Raw genomic sequence first — 22,257 nt, 5'->3', positions numbered from 1 at the left:
AGCGGCCGCAGTCTCGACGTGTCGCCGACTTTTCACCTCTTTGGTCATCTGTCGAGGGAAGCGCGCACCCGATCGGCCTTCAACCTCGCCTCGGCCGCCTCCTCGGCGACGTCGGATCTGACCGTGATCCCCCCGCCGGTGCCGATCTGCCAGGTGCGGGTGTCGTGGGTCGTCAGCGTGCGGATGACGACGCCCAGATCGGCCGGTCCGTCCCCGGAGATCCAACCGAAAGCCCCGGCGTACGCCGCCCTCGGCCCGCCGAGCTCCTGCTCGGCACGCTCGATGATCTCCATCGTGCGCAGCTTGGGCGCGCCGGTCATCGACCCGGCGGGGAAGAGCCTCCGCAGTGCCTCGATCGTGGTGATCTCGTCCCTGAGCCGACCGCGCACGGTGCTCACGAGCTGGTGGACGCTCGGGTAGGACTCGACCCGCATCAGGCCGGGCACGTCCACCGTCCCCGGCTCGCAGACCATCGCCAGATCGTTGCGGAGCAGGTCGGTGATCATCAGGTTCTCGCTGCGGAGCTTGGGGTCGGTCCGCAGGTGCTCGGCGTTGGCCGCGTCCTCCTGATCCGTCGCGCCCCGCGGCGTGGTCCCCTTGATCGGCCGGGTCTCGATCGTCCGGTCGGCGTCGATCAGCGCGTACCGCTCCGGGCTCGAGCTCAGCAGCCACGTCGCGTGGCCGGCGACGTCGTGCTGGAGGAACCCTGCGTACGGGGCGGGGTTGATGCTTCGCAGCCTCAGGTAGGTCTCCACCGGGTCGGCCGCGGTGTGGACCGCCGTGCGGTAGGTCAGGTTGGCCTCGTACGTGTCGCCCGCCCGGAGGGCTTCCTGGATCTGGGCGAAGGCTTGGGCGTACGCGGCGGAGACCGTGTTGGTCTCGACACGCTCGGCCGCGGGCGGCCTCGCGGCTCGACCAGCGGAGCCTCCGTCGGTCGAGCCGCCGGAGCCGCTAGGCGGAGGCGTGTCGAGACCAACAGGGTCGTGCTCGAAGAGCCGGATGTGCGACGGCCGCATCCAGACAGCATCCGGGACGTCTCTGGACGGGGCAGCGGGGAGATCGGCTCGGCAGGCGTAGCCGAGGTAGCCGAACCACTGCTCCCCCGCACCCACCTCACGCTCGAGGACCTGCCAGATGTCGTCCCCGACGACCTCGGACCGGCCGTCGACGTGCCGCAGCACCTCACGCCGCGCGGCCGAGTAGGTCAGCGAGACGTCGTCGTCCTCCAGCCAGCCGATCAAGGACCGGCTGCCCGACCATTCACGCGCCCCTCCGCCGTCGAGCCAGACGCAGCGGGGGTGGGCACGGGCCACCTCGGCGAAGAGATCCTCGGCGCTCACCGCGCCCCCGCGCTCGGCCGCCGCAGGAAGTTCGCGACCATCGCCGCGCCATGCTGCGAGAGCACCGACTCGGGGTGGAACTGCACGCCCTCCAGCGGCAGCGACCGGTGACGTACGCCCATCACGACCCCGTCCTCGGAGCGGGCCGTCACCTCGAGGACATCAGGGACCGAGACCGCCGCGAGCGAGTGGTAGCGGACGGCCTCGAGCGCCGCCGGGAGGCCCGCGAAGACCCCGCACCCGTCGTGCGTCACCCGAGCCACCTCACCATGGGAAGGCTCGATGCGGTCGACGACGCCGCCGTAGGCGGTCACCAGCCCCTGCATCCCCAGACAGACGCCGAGGACGGGCCGGCCGGCCTCCAGGAGCACGTCCCGCCCGACCGCGAAGTCCGCCGGATCGGCAGGGTGGCCGGGGCCGGGCGACAGCACCACGTGGGTGTAGCCCCCGAGGTCCTCGAGCTTCACCTCGTCGTGTTCGACGACGTCCGGCATCTCCCCCGTGACCTGCGCGATCATGTGGACCAGGCTCCACACGTAGGAGTCGTGGTGGTCGACCACGACCACGCGTGCGCTCATTGGGCTAGCAGATCGCTGACTACGTCGTGGATGAGGTCGTAGCCGCGCTCGGTGAGGACCGACTCCGCATGGAACTGGATGCCGGCGTAGTGCGGCCCGGAGATGGCATGGATGTCACCCGTCTCGGGGTCAGCATCCACCGACACTCCCGCGGGCAGCGCCATCGCCCCCACCCGCCCGACGAACGTGTTGTAGAAGCCGACGCGCTCACGGCGGGGCCGCCCACCGAAGCCGAGACCGACGCGGGTCTGGGTGCCCTGGAAGACGATGTCCTTGTAGTGCAGCCCGATCCCGAGCTGGTGGCACAGCGCCTGGTGCCCGAGGCAGACCGCCAGGAACGGCTGCCCCGTCTCGAGCAGCAACGCCACCGCGGCGCGCAGCTTGGCCATCTTGGGATCAGAACCGTCGCGCGGGTCACCCGGCCCGGGTCCGACGATGACGAGATCGGCCCCCTCGAAGGCACCGGCCTCGTAGTCCTCGTGCCGCACGACCGAGGAGGTCATGCCGAGCACACGGAGGACGTGGCGGAGCATGCGTACGAAGTCGTCCTCGCCGTCGAGGATCACCGCGTGCTTGCCGGCGAGGTGGGCCGAGGGCTCTTCGTCGCCCTGGTCGGTCAGCCAGAACGACGACAGCCGGCGGTTGCGCGCAGCCAGGGTCAGCAGCAGGTCCTCGTCGTTGACCAGCTCGGAGACGTCCTGCGCGAGCGCCGGCGCGGCCGGCACCAGCCCGAAGGCCGACAGGATCCCGCCGGCCTTGGCGTGCGTCTCGGCCACCTCATAGTCAGGATCGGAGTCGCGCACCAGCGTCGCCCCGGCACTCACCTTGAGCTCCCCGCTCAGCGACACATCCGCGGTCCGGATCACGATCGGCGAATCCACCGTCGGCGCACCGGACTCGTCACGGCCGAGCAGCGCGAGCGCCGCGGCGTAGTAGCCACGGCCCTCCGGCTCGTACTTCTTGATCATCCGGCACGCGTTCTCCACCGGCGAGCCGGTGACCGTGGCGGCGTACATCGTGTCGCGCAGGATCTCGCGCGGGTCCCGCGCCGACCGCCCCGCCAGCAGATACTCGGTGTGGATCAGCCGCGACATCGGCTTCAGGAACGGCCCGAGCACCTGGCCGCCCTGGTCGCAGATGTCGCACATCATCTTGAGCTCCTCGTCGACCACCATGAAGAGCTCGTAGACCTCCTTCTGATCCTTCAGGAAGTCGGTCAGCTGTCCTTTGAGGTCGTGGGCGATCTTCTCCGGGCTGCCCTCGAGGTCCCGCGGCAGCCGGAACGTGCCGGAGATCGGGTTCATCCGGACGTCGCCGCCGTGGACGCTCACGTGGCGCTCGGGCGAAGCCCCGATGAGATAGCGGTCGCCGGTGAAGAAGCAGTAGGTCCAGTACGCCCCGCGCTCGCGCTCCAGAAGGCGGCGCAGCACGGTGAGCGCACGCTCGTGGTTCCAGTCGTCGAGCTGGGCCCGGTAATGGCGGCCGATCACGAAGTTGGCACCCTCGCCCTGGCCGATCTCGTCCTCGATGACCGTCTTGACCAGATCGGCGTAGGCGTCGTCGTCCACGTCGAACCCACCGCGGTCGGTGAACTCGACCGGGACGTCCGGCAGCGCCTCGATCACCTCGGCGACGGAGAACTCCCACTCGCGCTCCACGTCGACGACCACCAGCGGCGTGCCGTCGTCGTGGGCCTCGAAACCCCGCTCGCTCACCTGCCGGAACGGCACCGCGAGCAGCCGGTCGGCCACCTTCCCCGGCTCCGGGGTGCCCTCCTCGAGAGGTACGTCGAGCAGCGACTCGACCACCGACCTGCTGCCCGCCAGCATCCCGACCGTGTCCCGGTCGCCGGCCCGCGAGGAGCGTCGGATGATCGCCCACGCCTCGTGCCCCGTGATCTCTTCGATCGCGGTTCGGGCGGGGCTGTTGGTCGTCATGGGATGAGCCTAATCCGCCCGCTCGCACCTGAACCATTCGTTCGGCTGGTGAAATGCCGGCTGCCGTGCAACCCCGCGGTGCCCTGGATCCGTTGACCAGGGGTCCGGCCCGCACGTCCTCGCCGACGCCAAACCCTCCGTCGGCTGACCCCTCACCGGGCACTTCACAAGCCGATGACACTTTGTGAACCGTTCACAAAGTGTCATCGGCTTGCGTAGGTCCGTCGCGAGGCTTCGCGGGTGAGCGTCAACGATCTGAGTAACGACGAGTTCGAGCGGCTCTACGGCCCCTGGGCCACGCATACCCCGGTCGACGTGGCCGCTCTCTTCAACGGCTATCCGGGCACCTGGTGGGTCGCCGGTGGATGGGCGATCGAAGCGTTCACCGGCGTCGAGCGCGACCACGAGGACACCGACACCTGTGTGCTCCGCAGCGAGCTCGCTGCGCTGCGAAAGCACCTCGCGGGCCGGTTCGACGTCTGGGCGGCCGGCACCACGGCGCTGCGGCCGCTGCTCCCCGACGACGATCCCGACGGTGCTGCGGACGATGTTCTCTGGGAGACCGAGGGTCAGGTCTGGACGCGACGGAGCGCTCAGGATCCATGGGAGTACGACCTGCTGCTCAACCCGGGCACTGCCGACGAGTGGGTCTACCGGCGAGACGAGTCGATCCGGATGCCGATGTCCGAGGCGGTCTGGGAGCGCGACGGGATCCGCTACCTGCAGCCCGAGATCCAGCTCCTCTACAAGGCACCAGGGCTGCGTACGAAGGACCAGCTCGACTTCGACAACACCCTCCCGCTGCTCGACGGCCACCGACGCCGCTGGCTGAGAAGCGCGCTCGAACAGAACTTGCCCGGCCACCCCTGGATCTCGGCCCTCTGAGACATTCGCCGAGTCGGCGCGTCATGACGCGCCGACTCGACCCTCGATCTCGTCACGATGAGCCGACTCGACCCCTCGCGGCGTCAAGATGAGCCGACTCGGCGATGGGCCGTCAGGAGACGGTGGTCAGCAGCTGGGTGGCTCGGGTGAGGACGACGTAGAGCGTGGCGCGTCCGGTGGCCGACTCGCGCTCGATCTCCTCGGGGCTGACCACGGCGATGCCGTCGAACTCGAGGCCCTTGGTGTCCAGGCCGGTGAGGACGACGATGCGGTCCTCGCCGGAGGGCACCGAGGTCGGGTCGGCAGCGGAGGCGGCTGCGCTGGGAGCATCGGCTGCGAACTCCGACCAGGACGCCAGCCACGAGTTGACCTCGGAGCGCCGCGCGACCGGGACCACGATGCCGATGGTGCCGCTGACCTGCGCCGCGATCTCACCGACCGCCTCCCGGGTCGCCTTCTCCAGGTCGACCGCATGCTCGATGACCTGCGGCTCGACGCCGGTGGAGCGGACCGCGGTCGGCAGGTCGGCATCGAGGCCGACCCGCTCGGCGTAGGCGGCTGCGAAGGAGTAGATCTCGGCCGAGTTGCGGTAGTTCGTCGACAGGTGGAACGCGTGGACGGCCTTGCCCTCCAGCGCCTTGGCCCGCTCCGCCTCGGACTCGGCAGGCACCGGCCACGAGGACTGGGCGGGGTCGCCGACGATGGTCCAGGAGGCCGTACGTCCCCGGCGACCGACCATCCGCCACTGCATCGGGGTGAGGTCCTGGGCCTCGTCGATGAGGATGTGGGCGAACGGGTCGTCGTCGATGCGGTAGGTCGGCGGACGCCAGCCGCGGCCGGAGGCGAACTCACGGTCGGAGGCGGTCATCAGCTCGGCGATGTCGATGCCGCTCTGGTCTGCGTCGCGCTCGTCGGCGACCTGCTCGGGAACATCGCCGAGGGCGTAGCGGAGCTCGTCGAGCAGCGGGATGTCCTCGATGGCCAGATCCGCGTCGGTCAGCCCACGTCCGGCCCACGACTTGAGGAGCAGCTGCTGCTCGTCGTACGTCAGGATTCCCTCGGCGACGCGGGAGAGGAACTCGGGCTCGCGCAGCCAGCCGAGCACCTCGCGCGCCTCCAGCGCCGGCCACCAGGCAGCGGCGAACTCGAGGAAGGCGGGGTGGTCGAGCATCTCGTCGTTGAACGCCTCACGACCTCGCTCGCGACCGCGGTCGCCGCGTACCTGACGCCAGAGGAGGTCGAGGAGCAGCTGAGGTACGCGGCGCAGCTGCTGGTTGCGGCGGCCCTGGCTCATCAGCTGGCGGCGCAGCTCACCGAGCCGCTTCCCGTCCAGACGCAGCGAGTCGTCGCGGTAGAAGACCTTGAACTCGCGAGGCGAACCAGGCGCCTGCTGACGCGCGGCACGCCTCAGCACCTCGGCCATCCGCGAGGACCCCTTGACGTCGGCGACAGCAGAGTCGTTGTGCCAGGTCGCGCGTACGCCGTCGACGACCTCGCCCAGCGAGCGCAGCGCCACGGCGGTCTCGCCGAGGGAGGGCAGCACGCGCTCGATGTAACGCATGAACACGCCGCTCGGGCCGATGATGAGCACGCCACCGGACTCGTAACGGCGACGCTCGGTGTAGAGCAGGTAGGCGGCCCGGTGAAGAGCCACGACGGTCTTGCCCACGCCCGGACCACCGGAGATCGTGGTCACGCCCTTGCCCGGTGCGCGAATGGCCTTGTCCTGCTCGGCCTGGATGGTCGCGACGATGGAGTGCATCGTGCGGTCGCGGGCACGGCTGAGCTGGGCCATGAGCGCACCCTCGCCGACGATCGGCAGGTCGGCGCCGGAGCGTTCGAGGGCGTCCGCGTCCAGCAGCTCGTCCTCGACACCGACCACGTTCTGGCCCTCGGACCGGAGCACCCGGCGCCTGATCACGGACCGCGGTTCGACGGCGGTGGCCTGGTAGAAGACGGCGGCGGCCGGCGCCCGCCAGTCGATCAGCAGCGAGTCACGCTCGGCGTCGCGCAGGCCGATACGACCGACGTAACGGGGCTTCGGGTCGATCCCGGGGTCGATGTCGAGGCGGCCGAAGACCAAGCCCTCATGAGCAGCATCGAGCTGCGCGATGCGTCGCGCCGCCTGGTAGGCGAACGCGTCGCGCTCGACCAACCCGCCTTCGTGCCCCAGACGACCGCGGTCACGGCCCTCCTTGGCAAGCTCCTGCGCAGCGCGCGCCGACTCCATCAGCTGGAGGTAGACGCGATCTACGAAGCTCTGCTCCTGAGCGATCTCGCGCTCAGCCAGCTTGTCGTTCAACTGGATGTTCCCCCGTCAAAAAGATCCACACCCGCCGTGCGCCCCCCATGGCGCACGGCAAGGAGACAACTCTACCCCCGACCAGGGAATCAGCGGCACACGCGGGTCATCAGCTGATCGGGCCGTGCTGACGTCCGCGACGCAGGTGGTAGCCCACGGTCAGCACCGCGAGCAGCGGCCCCCAGGCGACCAGCGGCAGATAGCAGACGACCAGGAGCGTCTTCTGCCACGTCTCCGGCCACATCCAGTCGAGGGATCCGTCGCCGACCTGGTCGGCGAACCTCACCGCGGCGAGGGTCCACATGTAGGTGAGGGCGAGCGCGCCGAGCATCGCCGGGACGGTGGCCACCAGCCGGGGCACCGCCCGGCCTCGCAGGACCGGCACCCAGCCGGGCACGACCTCGCCCCACCGCTGCACCAGTCCCAGCGCGAGCAGCGCCAACACCTCGACGAAGAGCGAGAGCCCCACGAGCTGGATCCGCTCAAGCGTCGTCAGCATCGCGAGCCCGCCGGCAGCCGTGACCGGCAGCCCGATCACGAAGGCGACCCGCCACAGGCCGGACGGCAGTGTCAGCAGCGCGATGACGTGGGCCAGCACGCGCTGGCTTCGCGGCGGCGCTGGCGGGAAGAGGGTCGTTCGGGTGTCGAGTTCTGTCATGTGTCCAGCGTCGCGACGCCGTACGCCGGGCGGATCCCGCCGTCGGGGGAAGCCGCTCCCCCGTGCGGGGGACAGCGCGACCCGTCGGTCAGGCATCAGTCGACTGGGCGGTAGACCACCAACGCTCCGTCGAAGGACTCGTCGCCCTTCGCGAGGTCGTCCTTGCTCGTTTCGAGGGTGACGTCGTACGTGTCGTACGCCAGCAGCTCGTCACCGACCGTGTAGCCGCACCCTCCGGTGCTGTCCATCGAGGTCGAGTCGTCCGTGCGCCGGCCCGAGCTCTGGGCCCTCGCGTAGGCAGTGACGGTGCGGCCGCACGTCTGGAAGCCGACCAGCGCAGGTCGGTCTCCGGTGGCCACCTCGGTGGAGAACGCGCGGGACTTCGAGATCGGGATGACCCGGTCCACCTGCCAACGCCGACCGTTCTGCTCGGTGACCTTGTCGATGTCCGTCGCCCCCAGGTGGACCTGCTCACCTTCCTCGTAGACGGCGATCCCCATGAGAACAGCAAAGCCCTCGGGCGGACCGGTCGATCCGTCGCGGCGCGTGGCGACAAGCGTCACCGTGTGACGCCCCGGAGACAGCTCACCCGGCTGCCACTGGTTGCTGATCGCCAGGTCGGGCATCGAAGGGTCGAGTGACTCGTCGCTGCAGTCGCCGCCGCCAACATCCCTGCCGTCGAGCTGGTAGCGGACCTGGAAGGTCCCGGTCGGGTCCAGGCAGACGGGCGCCACCGTGATCGGACGACCGGTGGCGCGGAACCAGTACCGGACCACCGTGTCGTCCGGATCGCCGAACTCGCCACCGATGAGTCTCGCGCCGCCGAAGGTCGCCGGAAACATCCGGCCCGCGTAGCTGAGGGCATCACCCGCTACGGCCCCGGTCCTCTCGTAGATGCCCAGCGAAACCTCCCCGTCATCCGCGGCGTCGTCCACCTTCACCGTGATGTGACCGCCCGCATGGAACGGGATCGGGTAGAGCGCCGAACGCTCATCGCCCCTGATCCGCAGCACGGGCTCGCCGTTGATGAAGACCGTGGCGGCGCCGGTCTCCAGGCCGTTTCCTCGTACGACGACCCCCCAATAGCCGTCGCCGCCAGGAAGGGGCACCTTGATCTGCTCCCGACCTGCACCGATCTCGAGCGCTTCGGTATCGGCGAGCTCGTACGTGAAGTGCAGAGCCTTCACCTCTTCTGGCAGCCCGGCCACGGGTACGCGCTCAGGGTTGGGCATCAGTACCGCCAGGCCCACGGTCGCGACCGCGGCCGCAACGACGGCAGCAGCAGCTGCCCGCCGCCGCATACGGACCTGCCGGATCCGCGCGCGGATGGCCCTGGTGCGCGCCACCACCGGAGCGTCGGACTGCTCAGCGTGAGAAGCCAGCGTCGTACGGAGGTCTTCGATGGTGTTCATCAGTTCTCCTCCTGGACCGGAGCAAGGGCGGGATCGATGCGGAGCTTGGCGAGGGCCTTGGACGTCTGGGACTTGATGGTGCCGACCGAACAGCCGAGGATCCCGGCCGTCTGGGCTTCGGTGAGGTCCTCGAAATAGCGGAGCACGACGACGGCGCGCTGCCGCCGCGGCAGCCGCCCGAGAGCGGTCCACAGATCGTGGGCGCCCTCCTCGGGGTGGTCGACGGACCTTTCGACGAGCTCCAGGGTGGGCTGCTCGCCGTTCCACTTCCGTCGCCACCACGAGGTGTAGGTGTTGACGAGGATCCTGCGGAGATACGCCTCGTGGTTCTCGATCTTCGGCCAGGCGAACCACGCCTTGGCCAAAGCCGTCTGAAGCAGATCCTCGGCGAGCGCGTGGTCACGCGTGAGGAGAAAAGCGGTACGCAGCAACGCACCCGATCGCGCCGCCACGAAGTCGTCGAAGTCGACCGTGGCGACGCTCACCTCACGCTCGCGCCTGGTCGGCGCGATGGCATCCATCGTCATGCCCATCCTGACCGTGTGAGTGGCCAGGATGGTTGCCTCAAACCCGCTCCTGTTTTCTCGGGCTACTTCTTGCGGGTCAGGAAGGCGGTCATCGCCTCACGGGCCTCGTCGGAGCCGAAGAGGCGGGCCGACATCGCGGCCATCTCCTCGCCGCCGGCGTCGATGTGCTCGACCAGGCCGCGGACCATGAGGCGCTTGGTCTCGCGCAGACCCTGCGGGGAGCCCTCGAGCAGCGACGAGGTGATGGCGGCGACCTCGTCGTCGAGCGAGGCGGCGGGGACGGCGGCGGTCAGGATGCCGATGCGGGCGGCCTCGGCGGCGTCGAACTTGTCGCCGGTGAGGAAGTAGCGGGAGGCCGCGCGGGAGTCGATCCGGGGCAGGATCGAGAGCGAGATCGCAGCAGGGGCCAGGCCGAGCCGAACTTCGGTGAGCGCGAAGGAGACGGTGTCGGCGGCGATCGCGATGTCGGCGGCGGCCACGAGGCCGAGACCACCCGCGCGCACCGGTCCCTGGACCTTGGCCACGACGGGCTTGGTCAGGGCGACGATGGTGCGCTGGAGACGTACGATCCCACGGGTGCCCTCCTCCATCGGCACCGTGGCGGCCTCGGAGAGGTCGGCGCCGGAGCAGAAGACGGTGCCCGTGGCCTGAAGCACAACCGCCTTGACCGAGGAGTCCTTGTCGGCCGTGTGCAGGGCCTCGAACAGCTCCGTGACCAGCTGGCGAGAGAGCGCGTTCCGGTTGGCCGGCGAGTCGAGGGTGATGGTGGCGACTCCATCGGCGACGTCGAGGTGGACGAGCTCAGCAGGGGTTTCAGGCGACTCAGTCATGGGGCAGACACTAGAGCGTGTTCGGGAATCCGGGGCGGCGCATCCGGGTTCCCGAACGCGCTCTGCGGTGCTTGACTGGAGGTGTGGACCCGGTCCTGGATGCATTTGCAGCCGTCCCGCGAGAGGGCTTCCTCCCTCGCGAGATGCGTGGCAACGCGGCCTTCGACCAGCCGCTCCCCATCGGCCAAGGGCAGACCAACTCGCAGCCACGAACGGTGGCCGACATGCTCCGTCTCCTCGAGGTCGCGCCGGGCGACGCGGTGCTCGACGTCGGCTCGGGCTCAGGCTGGTCCACCGCGCTGCTCGCCCACCTGACCGGTCCCGAGGGGAGTGTCGTCGGGGTCGAGCTGGAGCCCTCTCTGGTCAGGTTCGGCCGCCGGAACCTGGCCGCGACCGACCAGCCGTGGGCCCGTATCGAGCGGGCGACACCCGGTGTCCTCGGGTGGCCCGAGGACGCTGCGTACGATCGCATCCTCGTCTCCGCCGAGGCCGAGGAGCTGCCGCCCGAGCTGGTGGACCAGCTCGCTGCGCCGGGTCGGATGGTGATCCCGGTCGCCGGGCTGATGACGCTCGTGGAGCGGTCCGCGACAGGCGAGGTGCGAGTGAGCGGTCATGGCTGGTACCGCTTCGTGCCGCTGCGGAGGCGGCCCTAGGGGCCCGCGAGCTCGTTCGGCTCGCCCCCATCAGGGTCCGGCACCGACCGCAGGGTGCCCGGCGGAAACGGGGGTGGCGGCTTGGTCGGCGGCAGCGGTTGGCTGAACTCGTCCTGGCGACGGATCCGCCGCGCGGTCTTGCGGAGCCAGGACGGGTCCATCACGATCTCGTGGGTGTTGCCGTCGGGGCCGTCGAAGGTGACCGCGACCGTCTCGAAGCCCTTGTGGCGCTGCATGAGGGCGTAGCTCGCGTAGGCGCGACGGTCGGCCTCGGTCAGCTCGACGTCGTCGGTGAAGAGGGTGAGCAACGCACGCGGCCACAGGTGACGGGCGTACACGACGTTGACCTCGATCGAGATCACCACCATCAGCGCGGCGATGTAGAGGAACGCGACCAGGCCGAGGACCAGCGCGAAGGTCTGGTTCATGCCGCTGGTGGGGGCGAGCACGTTCGTGACGAACTCCGCGCCGAAGTACTGCAGCACCTGCCACAGCAGCGCGAACGTGAACGCACCCGGAAGGGCGTGCCCGAGGGAGTGGTCGCGGGTCGTGGCCATCCTGAAGACGACGCACAGCATGCCTGTGACGATCACGACGGTGCCGAGGATGACCAGCCAGTAGCCGATGTCGACCGCCTTGAAGCCGAGGAAGTCGGTGCGGCTCAGCACCAGTGACAACGCAGTGACCGAGAGGATGGCGAGACCGCCGGCGGCGAGCATGAGCAGTGCCCGTACCCGCAGGAAGATCGGGTTGGGGCGACTGTTTCGCGGCACCGACCAGGCGGTGTTGACGGCGTTCTGCAGCGAGAGCCCCAGCCCGAGCGCACCGTAGAGGGCAGCCACACCACCGATGATGATCGCGCCGGTCGAGCCGGTCAGCTCCTTGCGCCCGAGCTGGTCGCCGATGATCGGGAACTGCGCCAGCGCCGTGTCGAGCACTGCGTCCTGCAGATCCGGATTGCCCTCCAGCACGAAGCCGAGGATCGAGGAGGCCAGCAGCAGGATCGGGAAGACCGAGATGAAGGCGAAGTAGGTGATGATCGCAGCGAGGTTGTTGCCCTGGTCCTCGTAGAACTTGTAGATGACGGCCAGCGGAAACGCGACCGGCGTGAACCGGCGCTGAGCCCGATCCATCTTCCCCGCCACCCCAGCCACATGGTCAGGCTAACCCCTGCATGACCCGATAGATTGCACTTCGGTCAGTCAGCAGGTCTGCGCCTTCGAGGAGATGAGCCAACAGATGTCCAACTTCGGCCCGCCACCCGGCCCACCACCGGGCCCGCCGTCAGGGCCGCCGCCAGGCGCACCGCAGGACCCCACCCGTGGACCGAGCGAGCAGCCCCAGGCCCCGCCCTGGGCGCAGCAGTCGTACGTCCCCTCCGGCCCCCCGCTGGCGAGCTGGGGTCGCCGGGTCGCCGGCGCGCTGATCGACATCGCCCTGCTGTTGCCGTTCTACCTGGTCGCCGGTGTGGGAGGTGGACTGTCGCAGGAGTCCGGCATCTTCGTCACCGCCTTCGGGCTCCTGGTCACCGTGGTCGGCTGGGTCGGGTTCATCGGCTTCGCCGTCTGGAACCACGTCCTCAAGCAGGGGCGCACCGGCTACACCATCGGCAAGGGCGTCGTCGGGATCAAGCTGGTCCGCAAGACCCCTCCAGCCACGGACGGGCAGGCCACGATCGGCGCGCCGCTCGCGGGGCTCCGACAGGTGCTGCACGTCCTCGACGCGTTCTGCATGATCGGCTACCTGTGGCCGCTGTGGGACGACAAGCGCCAGACCTTCGCCGACAAGCTCGTCGGAACCCTGGTCGTCGTGGAGCCGCGCTCTCAGGCGTGATCGGGTTCAGGCGTGTGCGCAGACATTTGCGTCCCGTTGTGGCCATACTCTGCCCATGTCTAACTACGGCCCGCCTCCTGGCGCCCCCCAGGACCCCTCCGGCCAGCCCACGCCGCCGGTGCCGCCACCCGCACCGGCCTACGGCCAGCCCAGTGTTCCGCCGCCTCCGCCCGCACCGGGATACGGTGCCCCCGCCGCTCCCACCGGCTACGGTGCCGCCCCGGCCGGCTACGGCTATGGCGGACCGACTCCGCCGTACGCCTCTTGGGGCGCACGCGCCGGCGCCTTCATCATCGACGGACTCGTCGGCGCGGTCGCCATGATCCCGTTCTGGATCGGCTATGGCCTGCTCATCGGCGGAGCCGCCGCGGGTGGTGTCTCGGAGTACGACCCGAGCACGGGCACGTACACGCCCCCTGGAGAGCCCAACGGTGCGCTCATGGCCATCGGTGGGCTCCTCATGTTCATCGGCTTCCTCGTGTCGCTCGCCTTCCTGTTCTGGAACTACGGCCTGAAGCAGGGCAAGACCGGCTACTCGATCGGCAAGGGCGTCCTCGGGATCAAGGTCATCAAGGAGGCCGACGGCCAGGTCCTCGGCACCTGGTTGTCGATCGGACGCTTCTTCGTCCACTACCTCGACCAGCTGGCCTGCTACATCGGCTACCTGTGGCCGCTGTGGGACGACAAGCGGCAGACCTTCGCCGACAAGATCCTCAGCACGATCGTGATCAACGAGCCGAAGCAGTAGCACCAGTCGTACGCAGCAGGGCCGGCCGCTCACGCGACCGGCCCTGTACTCATTTCGCCGTGGTCAGTAGGACTTCGGGAGTCCCAGGGTGTGCATGGCGATGTAGTTGAGGATCATCTCGCGGCTGACCGGGGCGATCCGGCCCAGGCGGGCGGCGACGAGCTGGTTGGCCAACCCGTACTCGACCGTGAGCCCGTTGCCACCGTGGGTGTGGACCGCGGCGTCGGTGGCGTTGCAGGCGACCTCGCCGGCGGCGTACTTGGCCATGTTGGCGTACTCGCCGGCCCCCGCGTCGTCGCCGGCGTCGTAGAGCGCGGCGGCCTTCTGCCACAGCAGGCGGGCCTGCTCCAGCTCGATCTTGACCTTCGCCAGCGGGTGCGCGATGCCCTGGTGGGAGCCGATCGGGGTGTCCCTCCAGACTGATCTGGTCCCGGCGTACTCGACGGCCTTGGCCAGCGCGTAGCGCGCCATCCCGCAGGAGAGCGCGGCGCCCATGATGCGCTCGGGGTTGAGGCCGGCGAAGAGCTGCCAGATGCCGCCGTCCTCGTCTCCGACGAGGGCGTCCGCGGGGAGGCGTACGTCGTCAATGAAGAGCGTGAACTGCTTCTCCGGCGCCTCCCAGGCCATCGGGATGACCTGCTTGGTGAAGCCTTCGGAGTCTGTCGGGACCACGAAGAGGGCCGGCTTGAGCTTGCCGGTCTTGGCATCCTCCGTCCGCGCCACGATGAGGACCGAGTCGGCCTCGTCGACGCCGGAGATGAAGGTCTTCTGACCGTTCAGCACCCAGCTGTCGCCATCGCGCTTGGCGGTGGTGGTGATCTTGTGGGAGTTGGAGCCGGCGTCGGCCTCGGTGATCCCGAAGGCCATGAGCAGCGAGCCGTCGGCGATCGCGGGCAGCCAGCGCTTCTTCTGCTCTTCGGTGCCGCAGCGGCCGATGATGCTGCCGCAGATCGCGGGGCTGACGACCATCATCAGCAGCGGAGCACCGGCGGTCCCGGCCTCCTCGAGGACCGCGGCCAGGTCGCCCATGCCACCGCCACCGCCGCCGTACTCCTCGGCGATGTTGACGCCGAGGAACCCGTTGCGGCCCATCTCGAGCCACATCTCGGTCATCTTGCCGCCCTCACGGGCCTGCTTGGCGACGAAGTCGTGACCGTACTTCCCGGCCAGCTTCGCCACCGCCTCCCGTAGCGCGATCCGCTCTTCGGGCTCACCAAATGGATTGGGCACAGTTGCGGTGGTCATGCTGTCTCCTCTACGACGGCCAGCACCTCGCCGGCGGCGACCTGGGTTCCTGGTTTGACGTTGAGCTGGGTGAGTACGCCGCCGCTGGGCGCCGTCACCGTGTGCTGCATCTTCATCGCTTCGAGCACGATCAGCTTCTGACCGGGGGTGACGCTCTGCCCGGACTCCGCATGAACGGATACGACGCTGCCGGGCATCGGGGCCAACAGGCTTCCCTCGGCGATCTGGTCGGCCGGGTCGACGAACCGCGGAACGCGTCGAAGCTCGACGTGTCCATTCGGACTGTCGACGTCGATGACCTCGGCGCCCTTTCGCCCGCCAACTGAGATCTCATAGGTCGTGCGCACTCGATCCCACTCCAACGTGACCATCCCGGGGGATGCATGGACGACCCGCCAGTCGGCCGCGTCATCGTGCAAGACCGAGTAACCATCCCGCTCGGAGTACCACTCGACGACGGGAAACCCTTCGAACTCTGTGCGCTGCGGCTGGTTGGTGACATTGCGCCATGCAACCGGAATCCCGGGCCGGCGAGTGCGTTCGGCCAGCGCGACCGCCGCCGCCACCGCTGCGCCAGGATCCCTCTTTTCCGGGCGAACGAATTTTCGTTCGTCCAGGAGGGAGGTGGTGACCTGGCCGCTGACGAACTCCTCAGACCGGAGGATCTCGACCAGCTGCTCCCTGTTGGTGCGCAGCCCATGGACCTTCGCCGTACGCAGCACCCCGACCAAACGCCGGATGGCCGCGTCCCGCGTGGGGGCGTGCACGATCACCTTCGCCAGCATCGCGTCGTAGAACGTGCTGACCTTCGAACCCGAGGTGTAGCCGGCGTCGACCCGGACGTCGGTCGCCCCGGTGGTCGAGCCAGTCGAGACCTCCAGCCTCGTCAAGACTCCCGACTGCGGCTGATAGTCCGCAGCCGGGTCCTCGGCGTAGAGCCGCACCTCCACCGCATGTCCGTCCACCCCGGTGGTCGAGCCTGTCGAGACCACACCCTCGGAGCCTTCAGCCACCGCGATCTGCAGCTCCACCAGATCCACCCCATGGACCAGCTCGGTCACCGGATGCTCCACCTGAAGCCGCGTGTTCATCTCCAGGAACCAGAACCGCTCCGAGGCAGCGTCGTAGAGGAACTCGACGGTCCCCGCCCCGCGGTAGTCGATCGCCGCGGCGGCATTCCGGGCCGCCTCGTGGAGCGCCTTTCGGACCGAATCAGGCAGCAGCGGCGCCGGGGACTCCTCGACGACCTTCTGGTGACGACGCTGCACCGAACAGTCCCGCTCGCCGAAGACGGCGACGTTCCCGGCGCCGTCGCCGACCACCTGGACCTCGACGTGACGCCCGGCCTCGACGTACGGCTCGACGAACACGGTGCCGTCCCCGAAGGCAGAGGCAGCCTCGGCCTCGGCGGTGGCGACCTCGGCGGCCAGAGCGTCGAGGGACCGGACGATCCGCATCCCTCGCCCACCGCCACCGGCGGACGCCTTGACCAGCAGCGGCAGATCGGCCTCCGTCGGCGAGGCGGGAGCCTCGAGCACGGGTACGCCGGCCGCGGCCATGATCTTCTTGGCCTCGATCTTGGAGCCCATCTTCTCGATGGACTCCGGCGCCGGCCCGATCCAGATCAGACCGGCCGCCTCGACCGCGCGAGCGAAGTCGGCGTTCTCCGAGAGGAACCCGTAGCCCGGGTGGATCGCGTCGGCACCGGCCACCTTGGCGGCCTCGATGACGAGGTCGCTGCGGAGGTAGGTCTCGGCGGGGGCGTTGCCGGGGAGGCGTACGGCATGGTCAGCCTCAGCCACGAACGGCAGGCCCGCGTCAGCGTCGGAGTGGACCGCGACAGTCTCGATCCCCAGCTTCCGGGCGGTGCGGAACACGCGCGATGCGATCTCCGCGCGGTTGGCGACTAGCAGTCGGTTGATCATGATTCCCTTTCGCTGGTCACATGCGGAAGACGCCAAAGTTCATCGCCCCCTCGATCTCCTTGGTCGCGATGGCGGAGAGACAGAGACCGAGCACGGTCCGGGTGTCCCGCGGGTCGATGACCCCGTCGTCGTAGCCGAGGCCGGAGAGGAACATCGGCAGCGACTGCTCCTCCACCATCGACTCGACCATCTCCTTGACACCCTTGAACCCCTCGGCGTCGAAGATCTCGCCCTTCTTCTCCGCAGACTCGCGCGCGACGATCTCCATCACGCCGGCGAGCTGGGCGGGCCCCATCACCGCGGACTTCGCCGAGGGCCAGGTGAAGAGGAACCGGGGGTCGTAGGCGCGCCCGTTCATGCCGTAGTTGCCGGCCCCGTAGGAGGCGCCCATGATCACGGTCAGATGCGGGACGGTGGAGTTGGAGACCGCGTTGATCATCATCGCGCCGTGCTTGATGATGCCGCCCTGCTCGTACTCCGTCCCGACCATGTAGCCGGTGGTGTTGTGCAGGAACAGCAGCGGGGTGTCCTTCTGGTTGGCGAGCTGGATGAACTGCGCCGCCTTCTGGGCCTCCTCGCTCATCAGCACGCCGCGCGCGTTGGCGAGGATGCCGATCTCGTAGCCGTGCAGCCGCGCCCAGCCGACACAGAGGCTCGAGCCGTAGAGCGGCTTGAACTCGTCGAACGCCTGGTCCCCGGAGGTCGAGCGACCGTCACCGGTGGTCGAGCTTGTCGAGACCCCGTCGACGATCCGCAGGATTGCTTCCCGCGGGTCGAAGGGCTCCTTGAGATCCGTCGGGATCAGGTCGAGCAGACCCTCGGGGTCGAGGTCCGGCTCATGGATCTCCTTGGGGAGCGGACCACGCTTGCGCCAGTTGAGCCGGGCCACGACCCGACGCGCCTGGCGGATGGCGTCGTGTTCGTCGACCGCCAGGAAGTCGGAGGAACCGGAGATGCGCGAATGCATCTCCGCACCGCCCAGCGACTCGTCGTCGGTGTCCTCGCCGGTGGCCATCTTGACCAGCGGCGGGCCCGCGAGGAAGACCTTCGCGCCCTCCTTGACCATGATCACGTAGTCGCTCATGCCGGGGACGTACGCACCGCCGGCCGTCGAGTTGCCGAAGACCACCGAGATGGTCGGCTGCTTGCGGGCCGAGGCGCGGGTGAGGTCGCGGAAGCCCTTGCCGCCCGGGATGAAGATGTCCTTCTGGGTGGGCAGGTCGGCGCCGCCGGACTCGGTCAGGTTGATCGTCGGAAGACCGTTCTTCTCGGCGATCTCGGCCGCCCGGAAGGAGCGCTTGAGGGAGTAGGGGTTGAGCGCCCCGCCCTTCACCGTCGGGTCGTTGGCGACGATCATGCACTCGACGCCCTCGACCACACCGATGCCGGTGATGATCGAGCCACCGACCGGGAAGTCGCTGCCCCAGCCGATCAGCGGCTGGGTCTCGAGGAACGGGCTGCCCTCGTCCAGGAGCAGCTCGATCCGCTCGCGGGCGAGGAGCTTGCCGCGGGCCTTGTGGCGGGCGACGTACTTCTCGCCGCCTCCCGCTGCCGCCTTCGCGTGCTCGGCGTCGAGCGCCTCGATCTTCTCGAGGAGGGCTGCCCGGTTTCCACCGCTGGTCGAGCCGCCGGAGCCGCTAGGCGGAGGCGTGTCGAGCGTTGTATCGAGCTTGTCGAGATGACCAACAGAGTCGTTTTCCGTCATCGATCCAGTCCCAACAGCTTGGCGGCCAGGTCGGTCATCACTTCGGTGGCTCCTCCTCCGATCGGCAGGATCCGGGCGTCGCGGTAGTGCCGCTCGACCTCGGTCCCGTGCATGTATCCCGCCCCGCCGTGAAGCTGGACGGCTTGGTCGACGACCCAGGTGCAGGCCTCGACCGCTGTCTGCTTGGCCAGCGCCGCCTCGGCGATCGTGGCCTGGGTCGATCCCTCGCGGTCGTAGCGCGCGACCACGGCGTGGGTGTAGGCCTTGGCCACCTCGACCTGCCGGTGCATCTCGACCAGCTTGTGGCGTACGACCTGGCGCTTGATCAGCGGCTCACCGAAGGTCTGGCGCTGGCGGCAGTAGTCGGCGGTGAGCGCCAGGCAGCGGGCGGCGGTGCCGTAGCCCTGCACGGCCAGCGCGATCCGCTCGGTCACGAACGCCTCGGCGATGTAGACGAACCCGGCGTTCTCGTCGCCGACGAGGTTGGCCGCGGGGACGCGTACGTCCTCGAAGGCGAGCTCCGCGGTGTCGGAGCAGTGCCAGCCCATCTTGGCGAGCTTGCGCGTGACCGTGAACCCACCGGTGGTCGAGCCTGTCGAGACCTCCTTGTCGATCACGAGCAGGCTGATGCCGCCGGCACCCGGGCCGCCGGTGCGGACCGCGGTGGTGACGAAGTCGGCGCGCACCCCGCTGGTGATGAACGTCTTGGCACCGTTGACGACGAACTCGTCGCCGTCACGGACGGCGGTCGTACGCAGGTGGGAGACGTCGGAGCCGCCGTCGGGCTCGGTGATGGCGAGGCTGCCGATCTTCTCGCCGGCCAGGGTCGGCCTCACGTAGGTGTCGATGAGGTGAGGCGAGCCGTGACGGGCGATGTGCGGCAGCGCGATGCCGTGGGTGAACAGGCCCGCGAGCAGGCCGGAGGAGGCGCCCTCGGACATCATCCCCTCGGTCACCGCGACGGTGTCGGCCAGCCCGCCGCCCTCGCCTCCGACGGCCTCCGGGAACCCGATCCCGAGCAGACCCTTCTTCGCGGCGGCCTTGTGGACCTCGCGCGGGATCTCCTGGTTGTCCTCCCACACCTGCAGGTCAGGGAAGACTTCGCGGCGCGCGAACTCGGCGCCGAGCTGGAAAAGGTCGTCGCTCACAGGAGCTCCTCCGGGCTGAGTTCCATAGGTATGTCGACAAATCGGCTTCGGGCCCACTCGCCCAAGCCCTTGGCCTGCGGGTCGAACCTCGTCGAGGCCGCCACTCCGTCTCCGAGCAGGTCGTGGATGACGATGTTCACGCCGCGCAGGTGCGGCAGCGGGGTGATGTCGATGGCGAGACCTGCGGCCTCGGGCAGCAGCGCCCGCACCCACTCCGGCGTGACGGTGCCCAGCAGCCATTCGACGACCGCGTCCGGCCGCCACTGCGGCGCCCAGAGCCCGAGATTGGCGTCCCCGCCCTTGTCCCCCGACCGTGCATAGACCAGCTCACCCAGCACCCGCCGAGAGGTCGCCCCCGTCGGCCGAGGCGTCACTCCCGTCGTCCGAGGCGTCATCTTGTCGGTGGCGCGTGACGTCTCGGCCGACGCACCTGACTTCTCGGCATAGGCGAGAGGAGACGGGACCTCGTAGGTCGAACCGTCGGGGAGGTGGACGGTCTCGGTGGCGCGGTCGCGCCGGACGTACGCAGCCTTGTAGACCCCGAACGGAGACGGCCGTCCCGGGGGCGCGGTGACGTGGAAGCCCGGGTAGGAGGCGAGCGCCAGCTCGATGGCCGGGGCGGTGAGGGCGCGTCCGACGGCGTCGGCGTCGGCGGCCCGCGCGTTGAGCCGCAGGATGCAGGCGGCTCCCTCCTCGGTCGGTGAGTCGGGCGCTGGGATGCGGTAGGTCGACCAGGTGTAGTCCGGCCCGATCGGGAGCTCGGCGTCGAGCTGGTCGCGCAGCCAGGTGGCCTTGGCGTCGATGTCGGGGCCGGTGAGCACGAACTCGGCGGAGTTGCGATAGCCACCGAGCGAGTTCACGGCGACCTTGAGCGTGGCCGGCGGCGGGGTGCCCGTGACGCCCGTGATCGCGACCCGGTCGATCCCCACTTCAGCAAGCCGGATCGAGGTGAGGTCGGTGGTGACGTCGGGACCGAGATAGAGCGGGCCCTGGATCTCGTAGAGCAGCTGCGCGGTGACCGTGTCGATCGTGACCGTGCCGCCGGTCTCGTCCTGCTTGGTGATGATCGAGGAGCCGTCGGCGGCGATCTCGGCGACCGGGAACCCCAGCGGGCGCGCCCTGGCCTGCGGCGACATGGTCAGGAACCCGGAGAAGTTGCCGCCGGTGGCCTGGGTGCCGCACTCGATCACGTGGCCGGCCACCACCGCGCCGGCGAGCTCGTCATAGGAGTCGCGCTTCCAGCCGTGGTGAGCGATCGCCGGCCCGACGACGACGCTCGCGTCGGTCACCCGGCCGGTCACGACGACATCGGCGCCGGCCTCGAGCGCGTGCGCGATCCCGAAGGCGCCGAGATAGGCGTTGGCGGTCAGAGCGTCCGGGTGTGAGTCGAGCCGGCCGCGGAGATCGTCGCCGTCGACATAGGCCACCATGGCCTTGGTCCCGAGCGCCTCGATCGCCTTCGCGAGGCCGGCGGGGTTGAGGCCGCCGGCGTTGGAGACGATCTTGACCTCTCGCTGGAGGGCGAGGTCGAGAGAGTCCGCGATCTGGCGGAGAAAGGTCTTGGCATAGCCCGTCGTCGGGTCCTTGATGGTGTCCTTGCCGAGGATGAGCATGGTGAGCTCGGCGAGGTAGTCGCCGGTGAGCACATCGAGCCGACCGCCCTCGAGCATGTCGCGCATCGCCGAGAACCGGTCCCCGTAGAAACCGGAGCAGTTGCCGATGGTGATCACTTCTTGGGCCTCCCGTCCCCGGCAGGTCCGGCGAACGCCTGGGCGATGCTCAGCCACTTCTCGGCGTCGTCACCGGTGGTCTCCAGCGCGGTGTCGTCGCGGTGGATCCGCTGGGTGACGAGGCGAGCGAAGTCGTACGCCGGCCCCCGGACGCTCTGCGCCGCATCCTCCGGGCCCCACTCCCAGACCTCGCCGGAAGGCGCGGTGAGCGACACCCGGAAGGGGTCGCTCGGCGGGGTGAGGCCGTGCACGCCGTAGGAGAAGTCGCGGGTGCGGGTGCCGAGGTGGCACACGTGCTTGATGCGGTCGCTGGGCTCGTAGGCCAGCCCGAGCGCCTCGCGCACGTCCAGGCCGTGGGCCCAGGTCTCCATGAAGCGCGCGGTCGCCATCGAGGCCGGCGACATCGGCGGCCCGAACCAGGGCAGCTTCTTCCCGTCGGGGACGTCCGCGAGCGCGCCGGCGAGCTCTCCGCGTACGCCGTCCCAGTGCTGCAGCAGCTCGGTCGCCGGCATCATGGCCAACGCCAGCGCGGCCTCGTCGACGTAGCCCTCGGGGTTCTGCAGGCCCTCGGCGACCAGCTCGTCCCAGGCCGTGCTGTCACCGGCCACCCATTCGGTCGCGGCGAGCGCGGCCTCGTCGGTCCAGGCCAGGTGGGCGATCTGCGCGGCGACGTCCCAGCCCTCGGCCGGCGTCGGCTCACGCCAGCCGGCCTCGCTCAGTCCGGCCACGACCTGGCGCAGCTCGAACCCCTCCATGGAGAGGTCCTCGAGAAGTTGATCCAGCAGGCTCATCGGGCCACCT

At 69.4% G+C, this 22,257-nt stretch carries 19 protein-coding genes; 4 read left to right on the top strand and 15 right to left on the bottom strand.

The window, feature by feature from the left end; all coding sequences use genetic code 11:
- Positions 1 to 44 precede the first annotated feature (44 nt).
- Genes BJ988_RS25845 through BJ988_RS25835 form a run of 3 tightly spaced genes read right to left on the bottom strand, consistent with a single transcriptional unit; the run spans position 45 to position 3,855 of the window.
- Positions 45 to 1,340 (bottom strand): chorismate-binding protein, encoded by a 1,296-nt coding sequence (locus BJ988_RS25845; RefSeq protein ID WP_179660710.1) that lies wholly within the window; start codon positions 1,338 to 1,340, stop codon positions 45 to 47.
- Positions 1,337 to 1,918, bottom strand: a complete 582-nt coding sequence (locus BJ988_RS25840) for an anthranilate synthase component II (protein WP_179660709.1) — start codon at positions 1,916 to 1,918, stop codon at positions 1,337 to 1,339. Before BJ988_RS25840 ends, BJ988_RS25845 begins: the two co-directional genes overlap by 4 nt.
- Complete coding sequence (locus tag BJ988_RS25835; protein ID WP_179660708.1) at positions 1,915 to 3,855, bottom strand: anthranilate synthase family protein; 1,941 nt, start codon at positions 3,853 to 3,855, stop codon at positions 1,915 to 1,917. The genes BJ988_RS25840 and BJ988_RS25835 overlap by 4 nt, the downstream gene beginning before the upstream one ends.
- A gap of 240 nt (positions 3,856 to 4,095) precedes the next feature.
- Here BJ988_RS25835 and BJ988_RS25830 point away from each other — a divergent pair, with 240 nt between their 5' ends.
- Positions 4,096 to 4,740, top strand: coding sequence for a hypothetical protein (locus BJ988_RS25830; RefSeq protein WP_218861116.1), 645 nt, complete (start codon positions 4,096 to 4,098; stop codon positions 4,738 to 4,740).
- Between the two features lie 112 nt (positions 4,741 to 4,852).
- Here BJ988_RS25830 and BJ988_RS25825 read toward each other — a convergent pair whose 3' ends face one another.
- The 5 genes from BJ988_RS25825 to BJ988_RS25805 form a co-directional block, all read right to left on the bottom strand.
- Positions 4,853 to 7,042, bottom strand: coding sequence for a HelD family protein (locus BJ988_RS25825; RefSeq protein WP_179660707.1), 2,190 nt, complete (start codon positions 7,040 to 7,042; stop codon positions 4,853 to 4,855).
- Between the two features lie 109 nt (positions 7,043 to 7,151).
- Positions 7,152 to 7,700 carry a hypothetical protein gene (locus BJ988_RS25820; protein ID WP_218861114.1) on the bottom strand — a complete coding sequence of 183 codons (549 nt, stop codon included), beginning with the start codon at positions 7,698 to 7,700 and terminating at the stop codon, positions 7,152 to 7,154.
- Positions 7,701 to 7,795: 95 nt separating this feature from the next.
- Positions 7,796 to 9,112, bottom strand: a complete 1,317-nt coding sequence (locus BJ988_RS25815) for a hypothetical protein (RefSeq protein ID WP_179660706.1) — start codon at positions 9,110 to 9,112, stop codon at positions 7,796 to 7,798.
- The gene (locus BJ988_RS25810) at positions 9,112 to 9,639 is read right to left on the bottom strand and encodes a SigE family RNA polymerase sigma factor (protein ID WP_343051795.1); all 528 of its coding nucleotides are present in this window, start codon (positions 9,637 to 9,639) and stop codon (positions 9,112 to 9,114) included. Before BJ988_RS25810 ends, BJ988_RS25815 begins: the two co-directional genes overlap by 1 nt.
- A gap of 62 nt (positions 9,640 to 9,701) precedes the next feature.
- Entirely contained in the window at positions 9,702 to 10,469 is a 768-nt protein-coding gene (locus tag BJ988_RS25805) for an enoyl-CoA hydratase family protein (RefSeq protein ID WP_179660705.1), read from the bottom strand.
- 83 nt (positions 10,470 to 10,552) lie between these two features.
- Here BJ988_RS25805 and BJ988_RS25800 point away from each other — a divergent pair, with 83 nt between their 5' ends.
- Positions 10,553 to 11,122, top strand: coding sequence for a methyltransferase domain-containing protein (locus BJ988_RS25800; protein ID WP_179660704.1), 570 nt, complete (start codon positions 10,553 to 10,555; stop codon positions 11,120 to 11,122).
- Here BJ988_RS25800 and BJ988_RS25795 read toward each other — a convergent pair.
- Complete coding sequence (locus BJ988_RS25795; protein ID WP_343051794.1) at positions 11,119 to 12,276, bottom strand: YihY/virulence factor BrkB family protein; 1,158 nt, start codon at positions 12,274 to 12,276, stop codon at positions 11,119 to 11,121. The genes BJ988_RS25800 and BJ988_RS25795 overlap by 4 nt on opposite strands.
- A 73-nt stretch (positions 12,277 to 12,349) precedes the next feature.
- Here BJ988_RS25795 and BJ988_RS25790 point away from each other — a divergent pair, with 73 nt between their 5' ends.
- The gene (locus BJ988_RS25790; protein WP_179660703.1) at positions 12,350 to 12,955 is read left to right on the top strand and encodes an RDD family protein; all 606 of its coding nucleotides are present in this window, start codon (positions 12,350 to 12,352) and stop codon (positions 12,953 to 12,955) included.
- Positions 12,956 to 13,010: 55 nt separating this feature from the next.
- Positions 13,011 to 13,703 (top strand): RDD family protein, encoded by a 693-nt coding sequence (locus tag BJ988_RS31140; protein ID WP_179660702.1) that lies wholly within the window; start codon positions 13,011 to 13,013, stop codon positions 13,701 to 13,703.
- Between the two features lie 63 nt (positions 13,704 to 13,766).
- Here the strand turns inward: BJ988_RS31140 and BJ988_RS25780 are convergent, their stop codons facing one another.
- Genes BJ988_RS25780 through BJ988_RS25755 form a run of 6 tightly spaced genes read right to left on the bottom strand, consistent with a single transcriptional unit; the run spans position 13,767 to position 22,247 of the window.
- A complete protein-coding gene (locus BJ988_RS25780; protein ID WP_179660701.1) occupies positions 13,767 to 14,948 on the bottom strand; it encodes an acyl-CoA dehydrogenase family protein in 1,182 nt (393 codons plus the stop codon).
- The gene (locus tag BJ988_RS25775) at positions 14,945 to 16,873 is read right to left on the bottom strand and encodes an acetyl/propionyl/methylcrotonyl-CoA carboxylase subunit alpha (RefSeq protein ID WP_179660700.1); all 1,929 of its coding nucleotides are present in this window, start codon (positions 16,871 to 16,873) and stop codon (positions 14,945 to 14,947) included. The genes BJ988_RS25780 and BJ988_RS25775 overlap by 4 nt, the downstream gene beginning before the upstream one ends.
- A 16-nt stretch (positions 16,874 to 16,889) precedes the next feature.
- The gene (locus BJ988_RS25770; RefSeq protein WP_246321577.1) at positions 16,890 to 18,578 is read right to left on the bottom strand and encodes an acyl-CoA carboxylase subunit beta; all 1,689 of its coding nucleotides are present in this window, start codon (positions 18,576 to 18,578) and stop codon (positions 16,890 to 16,892) included.
- Positions 18,575 to 19,726: an acyl-CoA dehydrogenase family protein gene (locus tag BJ988_RS25765; protein WP_179660699.1), complete on the bottom strand. Its 1,152-nt coding sequence runs from the start codon at positions 19,724 to 19,726 to the stop codon at positions 18,575 to 18,577. The genes BJ988_RS25770 and BJ988_RS25765 overlap by 4 nt, the downstream gene beginning before the upstream one ends.
- Positions 19,723 to 21,456, bottom strand: coding sequence for an acyclic terpene utilization AtuA family protein (locus tag BJ988_RS25760; RefSeq protein WP_179660698.1), 1,734 nt, complete (start codon positions 21,454 to 21,456; stop codon positions 19,723 to 19,725). The genes BJ988_RS25765 and BJ988_RS25760 overlap by 4 nt, the downstream gene beginning before the upstream one ends.
- Positions 21,453 to 22,247: a TIGR03084 family metal-binding protein gene (locus tag BJ988_RS25755; RefSeq protein WP_179660697.1), complete on the bottom strand. Its 795-nt coding sequence runs from the start codon at positions 22,245 to 22,247 to the stop codon at positions 21,453 to 21,455. Before BJ988_RS25755 ends, BJ988_RS25760 begins: the two co-directional genes overlap by 4 nt.
- Between the last annotated feature and the right edge of the window lie 10 nt (positions 22,248 to 22,257).

Origin of the sequence: Nocardioides panzhihuensis, assembly GCF_013408335.1 — a bacterium.
GTDB classification, from domain to species: domain Bacteria; phylum Actinomycetota; class Actinomycetes; order Propionibacteriales; family Nocardioidaceae; genus Nocardioides; species Nocardioides panzhihuensis.
The sequence above is the reverse complement of the archived record's forward strand: the minus strand, read 5'-3'. Positions and strand labels throughout refer to the sequence as shown.